This window comes from Gordonia metallireducens (assembly GCF_021245825.1).
GTDB lineage: Bacteria > Actinomycetota > Actinomycetes > Mycobacteriales > Mycobacteriaceae > Gordonia > Gordonia namibiensis.
Window position 1 is genome coordinate 40,079 of the sequence record NZ_JAJQJP010000023.1, and the last position, 15,460, is coordinate 55,538.

Annotated in this window: 16 protein-coding genes; 11 read left to right on the plus strand and 5 right to left on the minus strand. The window is 67.6% G+C overall.

The features are described from left to right. The first annotated feature begins 9 nt into the window (after positions 1-9). The 8 genes from LQD00_RS07610 to LQD00_RS07645 all read left to right on the plus strand — a co-directional run bounded on the left by LQD00_RS07610 (position 10) and on the right by LQD00_RS07645 (position 8,842). Complete coding sequence (locus LQD00_RS07610) at positions 10-2,787, plus strand: branched-chain amino acid ABC transporter permease/ATP-binding protein (protein ID WP_232716532.1); 2,778 nt, start codon at positions 10-12, stop codon at positions 2,785-2,787. Continuing rightward, the gene (locus LQD00_RS07615; protein ID WP_232716534.1) at positions 2,784-3,494 is read left to right on the plus strand and encodes an ABC transporter ATP-binding protein; all 711 of its coding nucleotides are present in this window, start codon (positions 2,784-2,786) and stop codon (positions 3,492-3,494) included. The genes LQD00_RS07610 and LQD00_RS07615 overlap by 4 nt, the downstream gene beginning before the upstream one ends. 161 nt (positions 3,495-3,655) lie before the next feature. After that, positions 3,656-4,444, plus strand: a complete 789-nt coding sequence (locus LQD00_RS07620; RefSeq protein WP_232716535.1) for a 2-keto-4-pentenoate hydratase — start codon at positions 3,656-3,658, stop codon at positions 4,442-4,444. Between the two features lie 36 nt (positions 4,445-4,480). Next, the gene (locus LQD00_RS07625; protein ID WP_232716537.1) at positions 4,481-5,386 is read left to right on the plus strand and encodes an acetaldehyde dehydrogenase (acetylating); all 906 of its coding nucleotides are present in this window, start codon (positions 4,481-4,483) and stop codon (positions 5,384-5,386) included. Continuing rightward, positions 5,383-6,480, plus strand: coding sequence for a 4-hydroxy-2-oxovalerate aldolase (gene dmpG / locus LQD00_RS07630; RefSeq protein ID WP_232716538.1), 1,098 nt, complete (start codon positions 5,383-5,385; stop codon positions 6,478-6,480). Before LQD00_RS07625 ends, dmpG begins: the two co-directional genes overlap by 4 nt. After that, on the plus strand, positions 6,467-7,315 hold the full coding sequence (locus tag LQD00_RS07635) for an SDR family NAD(P)-dependent oxidoreductase (protein WP_232716540.1): 849 nt from the start codon (positions 6,467-6,469) through the stop codon (positions 7,313-7,315). Before dmpG ends, LQD00_RS07635 begins: the two co-directional genes overlap by 14 nt. A 148-nt stretch (positions 7,316-7,463) precedes the next feature. Further along, the gene (locus tag LQD00_RS07640) at positions 7,464-8,324 is read left to right on the plus strand and encodes an LLM class F420-dependent oxidoreductase (RefSeq protein WP_232716542.1); all 861 of its coding nucleotides are present in this window, start codon (positions 7,464-7,466) and stop codon (positions 8,322-8,324) included. A 5-nt stretch (positions 8,325-8,329) separates the two neighbouring features. Continuing rightward, positions 8,330-8,842: a nuclear transport factor 2 family protein gene (locus LQD00_RS07645; protein WP_232716544.1), complete on the plus strand. Its 513-nt coding sequence runs from the start codon at positions 8,330-8,332 to the stop codon at positions 8,840-8,842. Positions 8,843-8,846: 4 nt separating this feature from the next. Here the strand turns inward: LQD00_RS07645 and LQD00_RS07650 are convergent, their stop codons facing one another. Beyond that, a complete protein-coding gene (locus tag LQD00_RS07650) occupies positions 8,847-9,764 on the minus strand; it encodes a LysR family transcriptional regulator (protein WP_232716546.1) in 918 nt (305 codons plus the stop codon). Between the two features lie 48 nt (positions 9,765-9,812). On the opposite strand from LQD00_RS07650, the gene LQD00_RS07655 reads away from it, so the two are divergent. Together LQD00_RS07655 and LQD00_RS07660 are read left to right on the plus strand one after the other, a co-directional pair. Beyond that, on the plus strand, positions 9,813-11,009 hold the full coding sequence (locus tag LQD00_RS07655) for a TDT family transporter (RefSeq protein WP_232716548.1): 1,197 nt from the start codon (positions 9,813-9,815) through the stop codon (positions 11,007-11,009). Between the two features lie 94 nt (positions 11,010-11,103). Then, the gene (locus tag LQD00_RS07660; RefSeq protein ID WP_232716550.1) at positions 11,104-11,316 is read left to right on the plus strand and encodes a hypothetical protein; all 213 of its coding nucleotides are present in this window, start codon (positions 11,104-11,106) and stop codon (positions 11,314-11,316) included. A gap of 46 nt (positions 11,317-11,362) precedes the next feature. Here LQD00_RS07660 and LQD00_RS07665 read toward each other — a convergent pair whose 3' ends face one another. Further along, a complete protein-coding gene (locus LQD00_RS07665; RefSeq protein ID WP_232716552.1) occupies positions 11,363-12,157 on the minus strand; it encodes a VOC family protein in 795 nt (264 codons plus the stop codon). A 339-nt stretch (positions 12,158-12,496) separates the two neighbouring features. Here LQD00_RS07665 and LQD00_RS07670 point away from each other — a divergent pair, with 339 nt between their 5' ends. Then, positions 12,497-13,063 carry a hypothetical protein gene (locus LQD00_RS07670; RefSeq protein ID WP_232716553.1) on the plus strand — a complete coding sequence of 189 codons (567 nt, stop codon included), beginning with the start codon at positions 12,497-12,499 and terminating at the stop codon, positions 13,061-13,063. On the opposite strand, the gene LQD00_RS07675 is transcribed toward LQD00_RS07670, so the two are convergent. The 3 genes from LQD00_RS07675 to LQD00_RS07685 form a co-directional block, all read right to left on the minus strand. Then, positions 13,038-13,574, minus strand: a complete 537-nt coding sequence (locus LQD00_RS07675) for a C40 family peptidase (protein WP_232716554.1) — start codon at positions 13,572-13,574, stop codon at positions 13,038-13,040. The two genes, LQD00_RS07670 and LQD00_RS07675, sit on opposite strands and share 26 nt — an antisense overlap. A gap of 129 nt (positions 13,575-13,703) precedes the next feature. Beyond that, entirely contained in the window at positions 13,704-14,099 is a 396-nt protein-coding gene (locus tag LQD00_RS07680; protein WP_232716556.1) for a hypothetical protein, read from the minus strand. A gap of 2 nt (positions 14,100-14,101) precedes the next feature. Further along, positions 14,102-15,334 carry a Rieske 2Fe-2S domain-containing protein gene (locus LQD00_RS07685; protein ID WP_232716558.1) on the minus strand — a complete coding sequence of 411 codons (1,233 nt, stop codon included), beginning with the start codon at positions 15,332-15,334 and terminating at the stop codon, positions 14,102-14,104. Positions 15,335-15,460 lie beyond the last annotated feature (126 nt).

Sequence of the window (15,460 nt, forward strand, 5' to 3'; positions counted from 1 at the left end):
GGACAATTCATGACCGACCATCTCTCCTATCTCGTACTCGGCCTCGGCAACGGGGCGGTGTACGCGGCCATCGGGCTCGCGCTCGTCATGACCTTCAAGAGTTCCGGCGTCGTCAACTTCGCGACCGGCGCCGTGGCTCTGTACACCGCCTATACCTATGTCCTGCTGAGGACAGGGGAGCTGATGGTCCCGATCCCGGGACTCCCCAAGACGGTCCATCTCGGTGGGCCTCTTGGGGTCGTCCCGGCCATGGCGATCGCCCTGGTGATCGCTGCCGTCCTCGGACTCTTGTTCTACGCCTTGATCTTCCGTCCGATGCGCAACGCCTCGGTGGTCGCCAAGGCGGTCGCATCGATCGGTCTGATGATCGTGCTCCAGGCGCTCATCGCGCAGCGGGTGGGAACCGAGATCCCGCTCGTGGAGCCGATCTTCCCGATCGAGACCATCACCATCGGCGACAGCCGGGCCCCGACGGACCGGATGTGGCTCGCCGGCTGCGTCGTCGGCCTGGCCGTGGTCACCACACTGGTCTTCCGGTACACGCGATTCGGCATGGCCACCGAGGCGGCCGCGGAATCGGAGAAGGGTGCATACCTGACCGGGTTGTCGCCCGACCGGATCGCGTTCAGCAATTGGGCGCTGTCCTCGGTGCTGGCGGGTCTCGGTGGCATCCTCATCGCACCGCTGGTCACCTTGAACCCGGTGGCCTACACGATGTTCATCGTGCCGGCGCTCGCCGCCACCCTGGTCGGCAACTTCTCGTCGATCTGGCTCACCGTCATCGCCGGTATCGCCATCGGTGCCCTGCAGTCCGAGGTCACCAACCTCCAGAACACCTTCGACTGGCTTCCGAAAACGGGTATGGGGGAGGCGATCCCGCTCATCCTGATCATGGCCTTCCTCGTCGTCCGGGGCCGGCCGCTACCCGACCGCGGTGCGGTCGCCCGACCGGCACTCGGCCGGGCGCCCCGCCCCGACCACGTTCTCCTCCCGGCGCTCGTGGCGATCGCCGCCGCGGTCATCGCACTGCTGGTGACCGGCGGCAGCTACCGCGCGGCGATCATCACCAGCATGATCTTCGGCATCGTCGCACTCTCCCAGGTGGTGGTCACCGGGTACGCCGGCCAGGTGTCGTTGGCGCAGTTGACCCTTGCGGGTGTCGGCGCCTACTCGCTCTCGGTGCTCAACACCCATCTCGGCATCCCGTTCCCGTTCGCACCGATACTGGCGGCCCTCGGCGCCACCGTCATCGGTGTGGTGGTCGGCCTACCTGCGCTCCGGGTCCGAGGGCTCCCGCTGACCGTGGTGACCCTCGCCCTCGCGGTGTTCCTCGAGGCGTTCTGGTTCCGGAACCCCTCCCTGAACGGCGGCGTCAACGGCGCCCCGATCGACACGCCGCGTATCTTCGGCATCGATCTCGGAATCGGTGCGGGAGAGAGTTATCCGCGGATCGCGTTCGGACTGCTGTGCCTGTTCACGCTGGCCGTCGTGGCCCTGGGGGTCGCGTGGCTACGCCGTAGCCCGCTCGGCACCGACATGCTCGCGGTCCGCGCCAACGAACGCTCGGCCGCCGCGACCGGTATCGACGTCTCCCGAACCAAGTTGGCGGCGTTCGCGATCGGAGCCTTCATCGCCGGTCTGGGCGGTGCTCTGCTCGGCTACCAGCAGACCCTGGCGACCGCCGAATCGTTCACGGTCTTCCTGGGCATCAGCCTGTTCGCGGTCATGTACATCGCCGGTATCACCTCGATCACCGGCGGCATCCTGGCCGGGCTCATGGCACCCGGCGGTCTGCTCTACATCCTCGTCGACCGCTTCCTGCACGCCGGCGAGTACTACACCCTGATCAGCGGCATCCTGCTGATCGTGTCGGTCATGGCGAACCCGGACGGCATCGCGAGCCGGCTCCCGAAGATCCCGTGGCCGGCCCTGTCCCGTCGTGATCGTTCGAACGCCATTGCGGCAGAAGATGATCGGGTGACCGCATCGTCTCCGACCCCGGCGATCGACCGCGACCGGGCGGCTCTCGCCGTCGACGGTGTGGGCGTGTCCTACGGTGCGGTGGTCGCCGCGGAAGACGTCACCTTCGAGGTGTACCCCGGCGAGATCGTCGGGCTGATCGGACCCAACGGTGCGGGGAAGACGACTGTGATCGACGCGATCACCGGCTTCGCCCCGTCCACCGGCACGGTGACGCTCGACGGTGACGACGTGAGCGCTCAGCGTCCGCACGTGCGGGGCAGGCGCGGTCTGGGCCGGTCCTTCCAAGATGTCGAACTGTATGACGACCTGTCCGTCGCCGAGAACGTGACGGTCGGGGCGACCCGGTCGCGGTCCGACGAACCGATCGAGACGCGGGTGGCCTCGGTGCTCGCCACCCTGGGCATCAACGAACTGGCCGACGCCGAGGTGGCGACACTCTCGCAGGGACACCGGCAGCTGGTGTCGGTGGCCCGCGTGCTGGCGATGTCGCCGATCGTCGCGCTGCTCGACGAGCCGGCCGCCGGACTCGACTCGAGCGAGAGTCGCTGGCTGGGCGAGCGTCTGTGCAAGGCGCGCGACGCCGGGATGTCGATCCTGATGGTCGACCACGACATGGACCTCGTCCTGTCCATCTGCGACCGGATCGTCGTGCTCGATCTCGGTCGGGTCATCGCGACGGGGACGCCGGACGAGATCCGCGCCGACGCCGCGGTCGTCCGGGCCTATCTCGGTGCACCTGTCGAATCCGTCGAGACCGACTCCGTCGAGACCCCGTCCGTCGAGACCGAGGAGGTCCTGTCATGACCGCACTCCGCTGCCGCGGACTGTCCGCGGGCTATGTCCGGCAACGACCGTGTGTCCGGGACGTCGACCTCGACGTCGAGGCCGGCCAGATCGCCTGTCTGCTCGGGCCGAACGGCGCGGGCAAGACGACGCTCCTGATGTCCCTGGCCGGGATGGTGCCGCGTTTCGCCGGTGAGGTGACGGTGGACGGGAACGTCCTGCCGGCCGATCGCCCGCGGGATTCGGTGCGGTCGGGACTGGTGCTCGTGCCGGACGATCGCGCTCTGTTCCGCCAGCTGCCCACCGTTGCGAACCTGCGCCTCGCGGTGAAGGCGCGGGGCGATCGTGCCGCGGCGATCGAGGAGGTGCTCGGTTACTTCCCCTCGCTCCGGAAACGCCTCGGGGTCGAGGCAGGACGACTCTCCGGTGGTGAACAGCAGATGCTCGCCATCGGCCGGGCCATCGTGCAGCGACCCAAGGTGCTCCTCATCGACGAGCTGAGCATGGGACTCGCACCCGTGATCGTCGACGAGATCCTCGACGTCCTCCGCAGGCTGGCGGACGAGCGGGGGATGGCCGTCGTACTCGTCGAACAGCACGTGCAGCTCGCCCTGAGCATCGCCGACCGGGCCGGGATCCTCGTCCACGGCAGCATCGCGATCGACGACTCCGCCCAGGCGTTACGGGCAGACCCAGCCCGGATCGAGAGGGCGTACTTGAGCGTCTGACGCCGGTCCGCTCGCTGAATGAGAAGACCGCCGCCACGGTCGCGGCGGAGATGGTGACATGGTCGCCGGCGGTGATTTTCGGGCGATCGGACCGAGGGGTGCCCCGAAAAAGCAACGTGTTCTAAACTAGAACACGTTCACATTGGAAAGGTGAGGGCACAATGGCGGTTGACCAGCACGTTCGCGAGCAGATTGCGGCGCAGCTGTGGAGAGCGGAGACGTCGGCGACGGCCATCGACCGTCCCACGGACACCCATCCCGACCTCGACGTGGTCGACGCCTACGAGATCCAGCTGATCAACATCCGCAAGCGTCTCGACGCCGGGGCCAAGGTCGCCGGGCACAAGGTCGGCCTCGCCTCCGAGGCGATGCAGAAGATGATGGGCGTCGACGAGCCGGACTACGGTCACCTCCTCGACGAGATGCAGTACTTCGAGGAGACCCCCATCGACGCGAAGAAGCTGTGCTTCCCGCGGGTCGAGGTGGAGGTCGGGTTCATCCTGGGCGAGGATCTACCCGGCGAGGGATGCACCAACGACGATGTCATCGCCGCGGTCGAGTGGGTGGTGCCCTCGATCGAGCTCATCGACTCCCGCATCAAGGACTGGAAGATCACGCTGTGCGACACCATCGCCGACAACGCCTCGTCGTGCGGCTGGATTCTCGGACAGCAGCGTGTCCCGATCAGCGAGATCGACACCGGCGACATCGACGCGGTCCTGCATCGTAACGGGGAGATCGTCGCGAAGGGCAATTCGTCTGCGGTGCTGGGTCATCCGCTGAACGCGGTGTCGTGGCTGGCGCGCAAGGTGGACAGCTTCGGCGTCCGGCTGCGCAAGGGCGACGTGATCCTGCCCGGCACGGCGACGCGGGCGATCGACATCTCCTCGGGTGACCACTTCGTGGCCGAATTCGCCGGCCTCGGATCGGTCACCCTCGACTTCACCTGACATTCAACAGACTTCACTAGCAAGAGGAGGGTCCACGTGGCGGCAAAACTGACCGCGGCGATCATCGGATCGGGCAACATCGGCACCGACCTGATGTACAAGCTGGAGCGTTCGGAGGTCATCGAACCCCGATGGATGGTCGGCATCGACCCCGACTCGGAGGGCATGAAGCGCGCCGCCGACCACGGGCTCATCACGATGAGCGGTGGTGCGGACGAACTCCTCGGGTCGCAGGACAAGCCCGATCTCATCTTCGAGGCCACCTCGGCCTACGTGCACCGCGAATACGCCCCGAAGTACGAGGCCGCCGGGATCACCGCGGTGGACCTCACCCCGGCAGCGGTCGGACCCGCCGTGGTCCCGCCGGCCAACCTGCGCGAACACCTCGACGCCCCGAACACCAACATGATCACCTGCGGTGGGCAGGCGACGATCCCGATGGTGCACGCGGTCTCGTCCGTCGTCCCGGTCCCGTACGCGGAGATCGTCGCGTCGGTCGCCTCGGTCTCGGCCGGGCCGGGCACCCGCGCGAACATCGACGAGTTCACCCGCACCACCTCCGCCGGCGTCGAGTCGATCGGCGGCGCACAGCGTGGTAAGGCGATCATCATCCTCAACCCGGCCGACCCGCCGATGATCATGCGCGACACCATCTTCTGCGCCATCCCCGAGGATGCCGACACCGACGCCATCGCGGAGTCGATCCATCGGCGCGAGAAGGAGATCCAGCAGTATGTGCCGGGTTACCGCCTGCTGCAGGACCCGCAGTTCGACCCGCCGAGCGTCCTGAACGGCGGCTACGCGCGCGTGTCGATCTTCGTGGAGGTCGAGGGTGCGGGCGACTTCCTGCCGCCCTACGCCGGAAACCTGGACATCATGACCGCCGCCGCGACCAAGGTCGGCGAGGAAATCGCAAAGCAGAAGTTGGGAGTTCCCGCATGAGCACCACCAATGTGGTCACCACCCCGCGCGACCCGAGGCTGATGGCGAACGCGCGCAAGTACTCCGACACCCTCGACATCCGCATCACCGACTCCTCCCTGCGTGACGGCAGCCATCACAAGCGCCATCAGTTCACCGAGGAGGAGGTGCGGGCGATCGTCGGCGGCCTCGACGAGGCCGGTGTGCCGGTCATCGAGGTCACCCACGGCGACGGCCTCGGCGGCTCGTCGTTCAATTACGGGTTCTCCAAAACCCCTGAGCAGCAGCTGATCAAGGCCGCCGCCGAGACGGCCAAGCGGGCCAAGATCGCCTTCCTGATGCTGCCCGGACTCGGGACCAAGGACGACATCCGCGCCGCGCAGGACAACGGCGGCCAGATCTGCCGCATCGCCACCCACTGCACCGAGGCCGACGTCTCCATCCAGCACTTCGGTCTCGCACGCGATCTCGGACTCGAGACCGTCGGCTTCCTGATGATGAGCCACAGCCAGCCGCCGGAGGTCATCGCCAAGCAGGCCCGCATCATGGCCGACGCCGGCTGCCAGTGCGTGTACGTCGTCGACTCCGCGGGCGCGCTGGTCCTCGAGGACGTCACCGTCCGCGTCGAGGCGCTGGTCGCCGAACTCGGCAACGACGCGCAGGTCGGGTTCCACGGCCACGAGAACCTCGACATCGCGATCGCCAACTCGGTCAATGCGATCCGCGCGGGCGCCCAGCAGATCGACGGCTCCATCCGACGCTTCGGCGCCGGTGCGGGCAACACGCCCACCGAGGCCTTCGTCGGTGTGTGCGACAAGCTCGGCATCACCACCGGGGTCGACTTCATGAAGATCGCCGACGTCGCACAGGACGTCGTCCGGCCCGCCATGCCGTCGGAGTGCCTGGTGGACCGCCCGGCGATGATGATGGGCTACGCGGGTTGCTACAGCTCGTTCCTCAAGCACGCGGAGGGCCACGCCGAACGCTACGGTGTCTCGGCCGCCGAGATCCTGCTCGAGGCAGGTGCGCGCAAACTGGTTGGCGGCCAGGAGGACCAGCTCATCGACATCGCGCTGGAGCTGAAGAAGAAGCAAGACGCGAATGCCGGTGTCTGAGCGTCCCGATTCCGAGGGGTCCGGTTCCGGTTTCGACGCATCGAAGTACGGTCCGTGGGCGGTGATCGCCGGCGGTTCGGAGGGCGTGGGCGCCTCGTTCGCCCATCAGCTCGCCGACGCCGGGATCAACGTCGTGCTCATCGCACGTAAGCCCGGACCGCTCGAGGAGACCGCTGCCGAGGTCCGGGCCCGCGGCGTGCAGGCACTGACCCTGGCGGTGGATCTGACGGCCCCGTCGGCCATCGACGAGATCGTTTCCGCCACCGATGGTCTCGACGTCGGCCTGCTCGTCTACAACGCCGGGGCCAACAGCTACGGCGCAGACTTCGTGGAGGGTGACCTCTCGAAGTTCCAGACCGTCATCGATCTGAACATCACCGCCCAGCTCGCGCTCGTGCACCACTTCGGTGCCCGACTGCGGGCGCGGGGGAGTGGTGGGCTGCTGCTCGTCGGTTCCATGAGCGGTTACCTGGGCGGCAAGCACCTGTCGGTCTACGGCGCGGTCAAGGCTTTCGGGCGCGTGTTCGCCGAATCCCTGTGGCTCGAGCTGCGTGACCACGGAGTCGACGTCCTCGAACTCGTACTGGGGGTGACGCGTACACCCGCGATGGAAAGGGCCGGGATGAACCTCGGCGGGCCGCTGAAGGCGAGCGAACCCGACGACGTCGCCCGCGAGGGTCTCGAGCACCTCGCCGACGGTCCGGTGTGGGTGGCCGGCGGCAACGCGCGCCGGGCGGAGAAGATCAACGGCCCCGACCGCCGCAGTCTTATCCTGGCCCAGCACGAAGCCATGCTGAAGTTGTTCCCGCAGAAGGCTGCATCATCTGCTCCTTGAGTAGCCCGGAGCTTGCGGAGGGCGTATGTTTCTGCTCCTTGAGTAGCCCGGAGCTTGCGGAGGGCGTATCGAAAGGAGCCGTCCCCGTGCTCCCTGAGGTGCGAGGAGCGCAAGCGACAAGCCACGAAGGGCTGGTGAGCCAACACCCATGACCGACCACTATCGCGTCGGCATCACCAGCCCGATCGTCACGCGACTGCCGGGTGTCGCGGGCGAGTGGGAGGCCACCGCGGGGATCGCCGAACTCGCCGACATCGCCGCGGCGGCGGATGAGCTGGGGTTCGAGTACCTCACCTGCAGCGAGCACGTCGCGGTGCCCACCGAGATCGCCGGTCAGCGCGGCGGCACCTACTGGGACCCGTTGTCCACCTTCGGGTTCCTCGCGGGACGGACGCGGAAGATCCGGTTCCTCACCCAGGTGCTGGTGCTCGGGTACCACCATCCCCTGGAGATCGCGAAACGGTACGGGACGCTCGACGCCATCAGCGGGGGACGGGTGACGCTCGGCGTCGGAGTCGGTTCGCTGCGGGAGGAGTTCGATCTCCTCGGCGTCGAGTTCGACGGTCGCGGTGACCGCGCCGACGACGCGATGCGCGCACTGCGGGCCTCGTTGTCGGCCTCCGAGCCTGCCTACGAAGGCACCCATTACGAGTTCGGCGGCTCCATCGTCGAACCGTGTGCCGTCCAACAGCGGGTACCGATCTGGGTCGGCGGACGAACCCGGCGGTCCCTGCGCCGGGCCGTCGAGCTCGGAGACGGGTGGGTTCCGTTCGGGCTGGGCCGCTCCCGGCTCCGGGAGATGCTCGACGCGGTCGAGATCCCAGGCGGCTTCGAGGTCGTGCTCGGCGCCGGGCCGCTCGATCCGGAGGACGCCGACAGCACCGCCGCCGAACTGGAGAAGACCCGCGCCGCCGGTGCGACGATCGTGGGCGTGACGATCCGGGCAACGTCGGCCGACCACTACATCGGCCAGCTGCGACGACTCGCCGAACTCGGTCTGAAGGGGTGAACGCGATGACGATCGAAGAGCGATTGAGGCAGCTCGAGAACACTGTTCGGCTTCTTGCCGACGAACGGGAGATCATCCGCCTCGTCACCTCGTACGGACCACTCGTCGACAGCGGCGACGCCGAGGCGGTCGCCGCGCTGTGGACGCCCGACGGCATCTACGACGTCGACGGCCTCTTCATGCAGGGCCGCGACGACATCGTCGCGATGGTTCGCTCCGACGCCCACCAGGGACTCATCGCCCGTGGCTGCACGCATCTCCAAGGGGCGGTCCATGTGAACGTCGACGTCGACGTCGACGAGGCGATTGCGGCCAGCCACTCGCTTCTGGTGTTGTCCGGCGACAAGGGGTTCCGCGTTCTCCGCGCCACCGCGCATCACTGGAGGTTCGTACGCACCGGGGCCGGCTGGAAGGTCGCCCGGCGTACCAGCCGTGCCCTGGACGGCAACCCCGAGGCGCATCACCTGCTCAACGCGGGTGCCCACGGAACCGATGTCGAGCCCCGTGCACTGCCCTGAGTGTTCAGGATCGACCGATGTGTGCCAGGAACTCCCGTGCCGCACCAGCATTGGGTTGAGGACCGGACGACCACACCGCCCGTAACTGACGTTCGAGATCGAGGTCGTCGATCGGGATACGGACCAGCCGTCGGTCGAGATCGTCGGCGACCGACAGGTTGCTGAGCACCGCCGGCCCGGCCCCCGCGATGACCGCGGCGCGCACCGACGCCGTGGTCGACAGTTCCAGCACCGGTGCGGTGACCTCGCGGGACGGTCCCAGCGCCCGTGTGAGAGCGCGTTCGAAGAACTCGCGCGTGCCCGAGCCCTCCTCGCGGGTCACGAGCGCGGTACCGGCGAGATCGGCGGCCCCGATCCGACGGCGGCTGCGCGTCCACGGATGATCGGGCGGCACGACGACGACCAGCTCGTCACGCGCGATCGTCCGGCTCCGGAGTCCGGGCGCCACCCGAGGTCCCTCGACGAACCCGAGTTCGACCTCGCCGTCGCGCACCAGCGAGCAGACGTGGTCGGAGTTGGCGGCGGTGAACGACACCTTCGGCGCGGGTTCGTGCTGGGCCGCGAAGGACACGAGCCAGCGGGGGAGGAGGTGCTCCGCGACGGTGAGACTCGCGGCCAGCCGCAGCTGATCGCGTCGTTCCAGCCGCAGCGCGGCGAGTCCGGCATCGAATTCGCCTGCCAGCGTGAGCAATCGGTCGGCCCACTCGGCGACGAGCCGGCCCGACTGGGTCGGGACCGATCCGCGCGGCGTCCGTGTCAGCAGTCCGACACCCAGCTGGGTCTCCATCGCGCGGATACGTGCCGACACCGCCTGCTGGGTGACACCGAGCTCGGCAGCCGCCGCATTCAGACTGCCCGTGCTGACGACCGCCTGCAGGGTCTCCAACGAGGCGAGGTCGGGCATCCGCGGACTGAGAACCATCGCCCGAGGGTACAACCGCCGTTGGTACCCCGGCTACAAGCGACGTTTGTGACCCTCCAACGATTCGGGCTCTACCGGGGGCGCGGCATCCACGCGATCGTGGTGGACATGACCACGATGACCGCTCGCCCGACCGGGCCCGGCTCTCTGCCCGGCACCGCGCGCGGAGTGCGCGCCCGGGTCACCTACTTCCCGCCGAACTGGTTCGCGGTGGTGATGGGCACGGGGATCATCGCCATCGCCGCGCACGGCCTGCCCTGGCAGCCGGCCGTCCTGAGCGTCGTGGTCGCCGGGTTCTGGGTGCTGGCCTGCGTCGTGTTCGGGGCCGTGGTCGTCACCACGATCCGCCACTGGCTGATGGACCCCACCGTCGCTCGCAGCCACCACGACCACCGCGTCGTCGCGCACTTCTACGGTGCGGTGCCGATGGCGATCATGACCGTGGGGACCAGCACTCTCCTGGTCGGCGTCGGGGTCGTCGGCCGAGACGTGGCCCTCGGCGTCGATGTCGTGTGCTGGATCGTCGGCACGCTAGGCGGCGTGGTCACTGCGCTGGTCATCCCGTACCGGCACCTGATCTTGCGGCGGGCTCACGTCGGGGAGGCGTTCGGCGGCTGGCTGATGCCGGTCGTGGCGCCGATGGTGTCGGCGTCGGCCGCGGCGATCCTGGCCGGTCAGCTCGGCGCCGGGTGGGCACGGACCCTGGTTCTCGGGGTCGGGTTCGCGATGTTCGGACTGGCGGTGGTCGCCGCGACGCCCATCCTGGTCGCACTGGTCCGCCGATTCCGCACCGGCGATCACGGCGCCGCGACCATGATGCCGACCTGGTGGATCGTGCTGGGTCCCCTCGGGCAGTCGGTCACGGCGTCGTGCATGCTCGCCCACTCGGCCCCGCACCTGGTGCCCGCACCAGTCGCGGATGCCGTCCACGAGTTCGCGGTCGCCTACGGGTTGGTCGTGTGGGTGACCGCCGCACTCTGGATCGGTGTCGCCGCACAGCTCACCGTCCGCACCGCGCGGCTCGGGTTGCCGTTCGCGATGACCTGGTGGTCCTTCACCTTCCCGGTGGGTACCTACGTGACCGGTTCCTCCGCGCTGGCGCTCACCGTGGGCGGGATGGTGTTCGAGGTCGCGGCGGTCGCCGGTTTCGCGGTGCTGGTCCTCGCCTGGGGTGTCGTCGCCGCCCGGACCGTCCGGGGCGTCGTCTCCGGTGAACTCCTCCGACTGCCGATCCCGGGATGTTGACGCCTGTCGCGGTCGTCAGGATCATCGGAAGGGCGCCGGAAGGTCGCGCTCGGACATCCGGTGTGCCGAGCACCCGCAACCGGAAGGAGTCGCCATGGCAGACACTCAAGCGTGGACCGGAGGGGAAGCGAACGACGCCGACGTGGTCGAGCAGACGACGCCCGTCGATCCCGTCGACGTGGAATCCGCCGTCGGGTCGGAGGTGCCGTCGATCTCTCTCGAGGCCGATCCCGCCGACGTCGTCGAACAGGCGACCGTGCTCGGTCCCGACGACCCCGACGAGTATCCGCCCGACGACGATCGGTAGGGAACACACGCCTATAGCGCGTGTTCCTTCTACCGATCGCGGGGTGTCACATCCCGGCCGGCGGGTGCCCGAGGCAGATCAGGGCTCCCATCGGATCCTTGATAGCCGCGAGCGTCCCGTACGGGGTGTCCTCACCGGGCATCAGGATCTCGCCGCCGAGGGACTCGACCTGCTTGACCGTCGCCGCCACGTCGTCGACGGTGATGTAGATCTGCCAGAACGACGGAACCTCGTTGGGAAAGAGTGTGGAGGCGTCCATGATCCCGGCGTAGGACTCCTCGCCGTAGAAGATCTGGCCGTAGTGGTCGGGGCCCACTGCGTCGGGGTCACCGCCGGTGCCGACCTCCTCGATACGCGCGCCGAGCACAGTGCGGTAGAAGTCGAGTGACTTGGCGTAATCCTTGGACTGGCATTCGAACCAGTACGGGGTACCGTGATCGCCGAACTCGGAATAACCCTTGTGCTGCTTCGGCTGCCAGAAGCCGATGACCGCTCCGGCCGGATCGGTGGCGACCGTCATCGTGCCCTCGTCACCGATCGGCATGGGCGGGACCATGATGGTGCCGCCGGCCGATTCGACCGCATTCACGGTGGCGCCCGCGTCCTCGGAATGCAGGTACACCGACCAGATGTTCGGCGGCCCGGCCTCTTCCATGGCGGGACTGAGCCCGGCGACCGGTTTGCCGTTCTTGAGGAAGTTCCGGTAGCCGCCGAACTCCTCGTTCGGTGTCTCCGTCTCCCAGCCGAAGATCTCGCCGTAGAACTGCTCGGCTTTTTCCGTGTCGCTGCTCATCAGGTCGAACCAGATCGGCGCCCCGGACGGGGCTGCGTACTCGGCCATGCTCGTATCCCTTCGTTGCCATGCGGAATTTTGCTGAACGACTGAGGTAGAGACTTTCAGCGTCGCGCAAACTCATCGCTCCGACAGCGGGTTGGGATGCTCCGGTGAGATCGATACCGGCGCGTGATTTCGATACGGCTTCGCCTATGCCGGCCGAGTAGTGCCGACCGAGCGAAGCGAGGAGGTGCGTATCGAGGTCCTCGCCTACTCAGTCAGCGGGGGATAGGGCTTCGCCTATGCCGGCCGAGTAGGGCCGACCGAGCGAAGCGGGGACGGTGCGTATCGAGGTCCTCGCCTACTCGATAAGCGCGAGACGGGGGAGATGGCAATCTGGTTGGCATGACGACAGAACCGGGCATCGTCGACAGACTTCGCACCTTCGTGTGGCCTGCCGCCCTCGTCGGGGGCCTCCTCCTGGTGCTGTTCGCTCAGGTGGAGTGGGGAAGCACCGACGAGGGCGTACAACCGTCCATCACCGGTCTCGGGCGGGTGACCGTCCCGGGGGCGAGCGATGAGGACGTGGCCTTCTTCTTCGCGGACAACACCGACCGGCCCGGTCTGAGTGTGGTGATCCTCGGTGCGGTCATCGCGCTGGTCGCGGCGTTGGCGTGGTGGCGCGAGCGTCTCCGTCCGGCGGCGATCGGGGTGATCGGCCTGGCCGCGGTGGTCGCGCTGGTCGTCGGGCTCCGGACGCTGAGTGATCCGGCAACGCACCTGTTCTCCGACCGGGTCACCGAGGCCCTCGACCTCGAACTCCCGACGATGCAACCGGGTTACGGGCTGCTCGGCACCGTGGTGGTCGCGGTGCTGCTGCTCGTCGTCGTGGGGTTCGCGGTGGTGACCTCGGTGTGGCCCGGACGGACGGTGGACCCGGTGGTGGTCAGCCGAAACGACGAATCGTCTTGATGGGCCCCATGTCCTTGACCTTGGTGAAGCCGATGGGCTTGCCCGTGGTGTAGGCGTTGAACACGCGGCCGCCGCCGGCGTAGATGCCGACGTGCCCGGCGTCGCGGCCGAAGATGATGATGTCGCCGGGGGCGAGGGCGCTGAACGGGATCGCATTGCCGACCTTCGCCTGCTGTTGGCTGGTCCGCGGCAGTTTCACCCCAGCGGTGTGGAAAGCCCACTGGACGAGACCGGAGCAGTCCCAGGAGTGCGGACCGGTGCCGCCCCATCGGTAGGGCTTGCCGATCTGGGTCATCGACGCGCCGAGCGCCGCCAGACCGGTGGGCGTGGGGATGGGCAGGTATATCGGTACCGAACCGGTGGAATCACTGGAGCCGGAACTCGAGCCGGCCGCGGCGGCGCGTCCGGCATCGGCGAACGGGGAACCCACGAACGGGGCCGCGACAGACAGCGCGGCGGACAGGGCGACAGCACAGGTGACCCGCACGCAGCGGGTTCGCAAATCGGACATGACGCTCAGATTGGCGGACCGGATACCCGCGTGTCGCCGTTAGTTCTCGACGTGTGATGAATGTGTGACCGTTGTGATGCGTGAGGCTAAGCACGATTAATGGTGCCCGTGGTGCTCAAATTCGACGGGTCACCAATAACCGTCGGGATCGGTGGCGGGTGATTCCGGAGGAATGATCCCCTCGGCGACGCCGTGATCGATACTCGCCGACAATCGGGCACATGTCGGCATCATCGCTCCGGGGAGCAACGGTCCGTTGCCGTCGTCACCGCCGGCACGCATCTGCTCGAGGCCGTGGCAACGGTTCCGGGCGTCGGCGTTCCACTGCACGCTCGTGTGGTGCGTGCTCGTCTTCTTCACCAGCACGCACGCATGGCAGGCGCGGCATTCGATCTCCCGCATGCCCCCCTGTAGGTAGTGCTCGCGGTCGCGCTGGGTCGCCGCGTGGACCCGGGCCGCCCGGTCGGGATCGTCGCCGAAATCGGGCGCCTTGGCCCAGTGAGCTCGTGACGCGGCCCGGGTCATCGTCAGACCTGCGCCTTCTCCGAGGAGTCCGTCGCGCCGTCCGCCGACTGCTCGGCCGCAGCCTTCTCGGCCTCCTGGCGCCGGAGGTTCTCCTCGATCTCGGCATTCCAGCTCTCGACTGCCTTCGAGGTGTCGATCTCGTATTCGAAGCGGCCGGTCATCTCCTCGGTGACGTCGGCCTTGTCGACGTAGAACTGCTCGTACCAGCGGCGGAGCTGGTACACTGGGCCGTCTTCCTCGACGAGGAGCGGATTGTCGATGCGGGTCTTGTTCTTCCAGATCTCGACGTCCTGCAGGAAGCCGACCTCGACGCCGGCGCTGATCTTGGTCGCCATCTTCGACGCCTGCTCGGCGGTGAGGCCCTCGGGCACCTTCGCCATGACGCCGTACATCAGGACGAACGAGTTCTCGTCGATCGGGTAGTGGCAGTTGGTCAGGATGGTCTCGACCGCGAAGCCGCCGTAGTACTGGACCATCGGGTTCAGCATGTAGGACGGACCGTAATAGGCGGCGATCGATTCGAGCCGGCTGTCGCCGTAGTTGGTGCCCAGCGTGACATCGGGGCGCCCGTGCGAATTCATGTACTGCGCGGCGATCTCGCCCTCGAAGACGTTCTTGAAGTAGTCCGGCAGGGCGAAATGCACGTAGAAGAAATGCGCCATGTCGACGACGTTGTCGATGATCTCGCGGCAGTTCGAGCCCTCGATCACGATCCGGTTCCAGGTCCAGTCGGTCCACTCCTCGGACCCGACCTCGGCCAGCTCCGGGATGATGACCTCTTCCGGCGGCGGGTTGCCCTCGGGGTCGTTGTAGACGAAGACCTGGCCGTTGCGGACCATCGACGGCCACGAGCGGGTCTTGGCGAGCTTGGGGTTGCGCTTGGCGTACGGGACGCCGGCGCAGCGGCCGTTGCCCTTCCACAGCCAGCCGTGGAACGGGCAGGCCACGTTGTCGCCGGACAGCTTGCCCTGCGACAGGTCGCCGCCCATGTGGCGGCAGTAGGCGTCGAGGATGTTCAGCTCACCCTTGGTGTCGACCCAGACGACGAGCTTGGTACCGAAGATCTGCACGGAGTGCGGCTTGCCGTCGTCGAACTCGCTGAACAGACCCAGGCAGTGCCACCCGCGGGCGAACCGGGTGGGCGGTGCGCCGGTGTCGATCTCCCGGATACCCACCTCGGCGTCGTCGGACGAACCGGGGGTCTTCGGGGTCATCGTGTCGGGTGCTGGTGACATGTGCCCTCTCCTGTCTGTGGCTGGTGTCGCGTCGAACCTTGCCACCAATACTAGAACACGTTTCAAATCCTTTGGGTGGATCGCTGTCCAGATTTCCGATCAGTGCTGTACATGGGCATAAAGTCC

Excerpts from the sequence above, each read along its gene's own strand:
- dmpG (WP_232716538.1), top strand. The coding sequence starts at position 5,383 with ATGAGCACCACCAATGTGGTCACCACCCCGCGCGACCCGAGGCTGATG.
- LQD00_RS07640 (WP_232716542.1), top strand. The coding sequence starts at position 7,464 with ATGACCGACCACTATCGCGTCGGCATCACCAGCCCGATCGTCACGCGA.
- LQD00_RS07635 (WP_232716540.1), top strand. The coding sequence starts at position 6,467 with ATGCCGGTGTCTGAGCGTCCCGATTCCGAGGGGTCCGGTTCCGGTTTC.
- LQD00_RS07620 (WP_232716535.1), top strand. The coding sequence starts at position 3,656 with ATGGCGGTTGACCAGCACGTTCGCGAGCAGATTGCGGCGCAGCTGTGG.
- LQD00_RS07645 (WP_232716544.1), top strand. The coding sequence starts at position 8,330 with ATGACGATCGAAGAGCGATTGAGGCAGCTCGAGAACACTGTTCGGCTT.
- LQD00_RS07665 (WP_232716552.1), bottom strand. The coding sequence starts at position 12,157 with ATGGCCGAGTACGCAGCCCCGTCCGGGGCGCCGATCTGGTTCGACCTG.
- LQD00_RS07610 (WP_232716532.1), top strand. The coding sequence starts at position 10 with ATGACCGACCATCTCTCCTATCTCGTACTCGGCCTCGGCAACGGGGCG.
- LQD00_RS07660 (WP_232716550.1), top strand. The coding sequence starts at position 11,104 with ATGGCAGACACTCAAGCGTGGACCGGAGGGGAAGCGAACGACGCCGAC.
- LQD00_RS07615 (WP_232716534.1), top strand. The coding sequence starts at position 2,784 with ATGACCGCACTCCGCTGCCGCGGACTGTCCGCGGGCTATGTCCGGCAA.
- LQD00_RS07680 (WP_232716556.1), bottom strand. The coding sequence starts at position 14,099 with ATGACCCGGGCCGCGTCACGAGCTCACTGGGCCAAGGCGCCCGATTTC.
- LQD00_RS07650 (WP_232716546.1), bottom strand. The coding sequence starts at position 9,764 with ATGGTTCTCAGTCCGCGGATGCCCGACCTCGCCTCGTTGGAGACCCTG.
- LQD00_RS07675 (WP_232716554.1), bottom strand. The coding sequence starts at position 13,574 with ATGTCCGATTTGCGAACCCGCTGCGTGCGGGTCACCTGTGCTGTCGCC.
- LQD00_RS07685 (WP_232716558.1), bottom strand. The coding sequence starts at position 15,334 with ATGTCACCAGCACCCGACACGATGACCCCGAAGACCCCCGGTTCGTCC.
- LQD00_RS07670 (WP_232716553.1), top strand. The coding sequence starts at position 12,497 with ATGACGACAGAACCGGGCATCGTCGACAGACTTCGCACCTTCGTGTGG.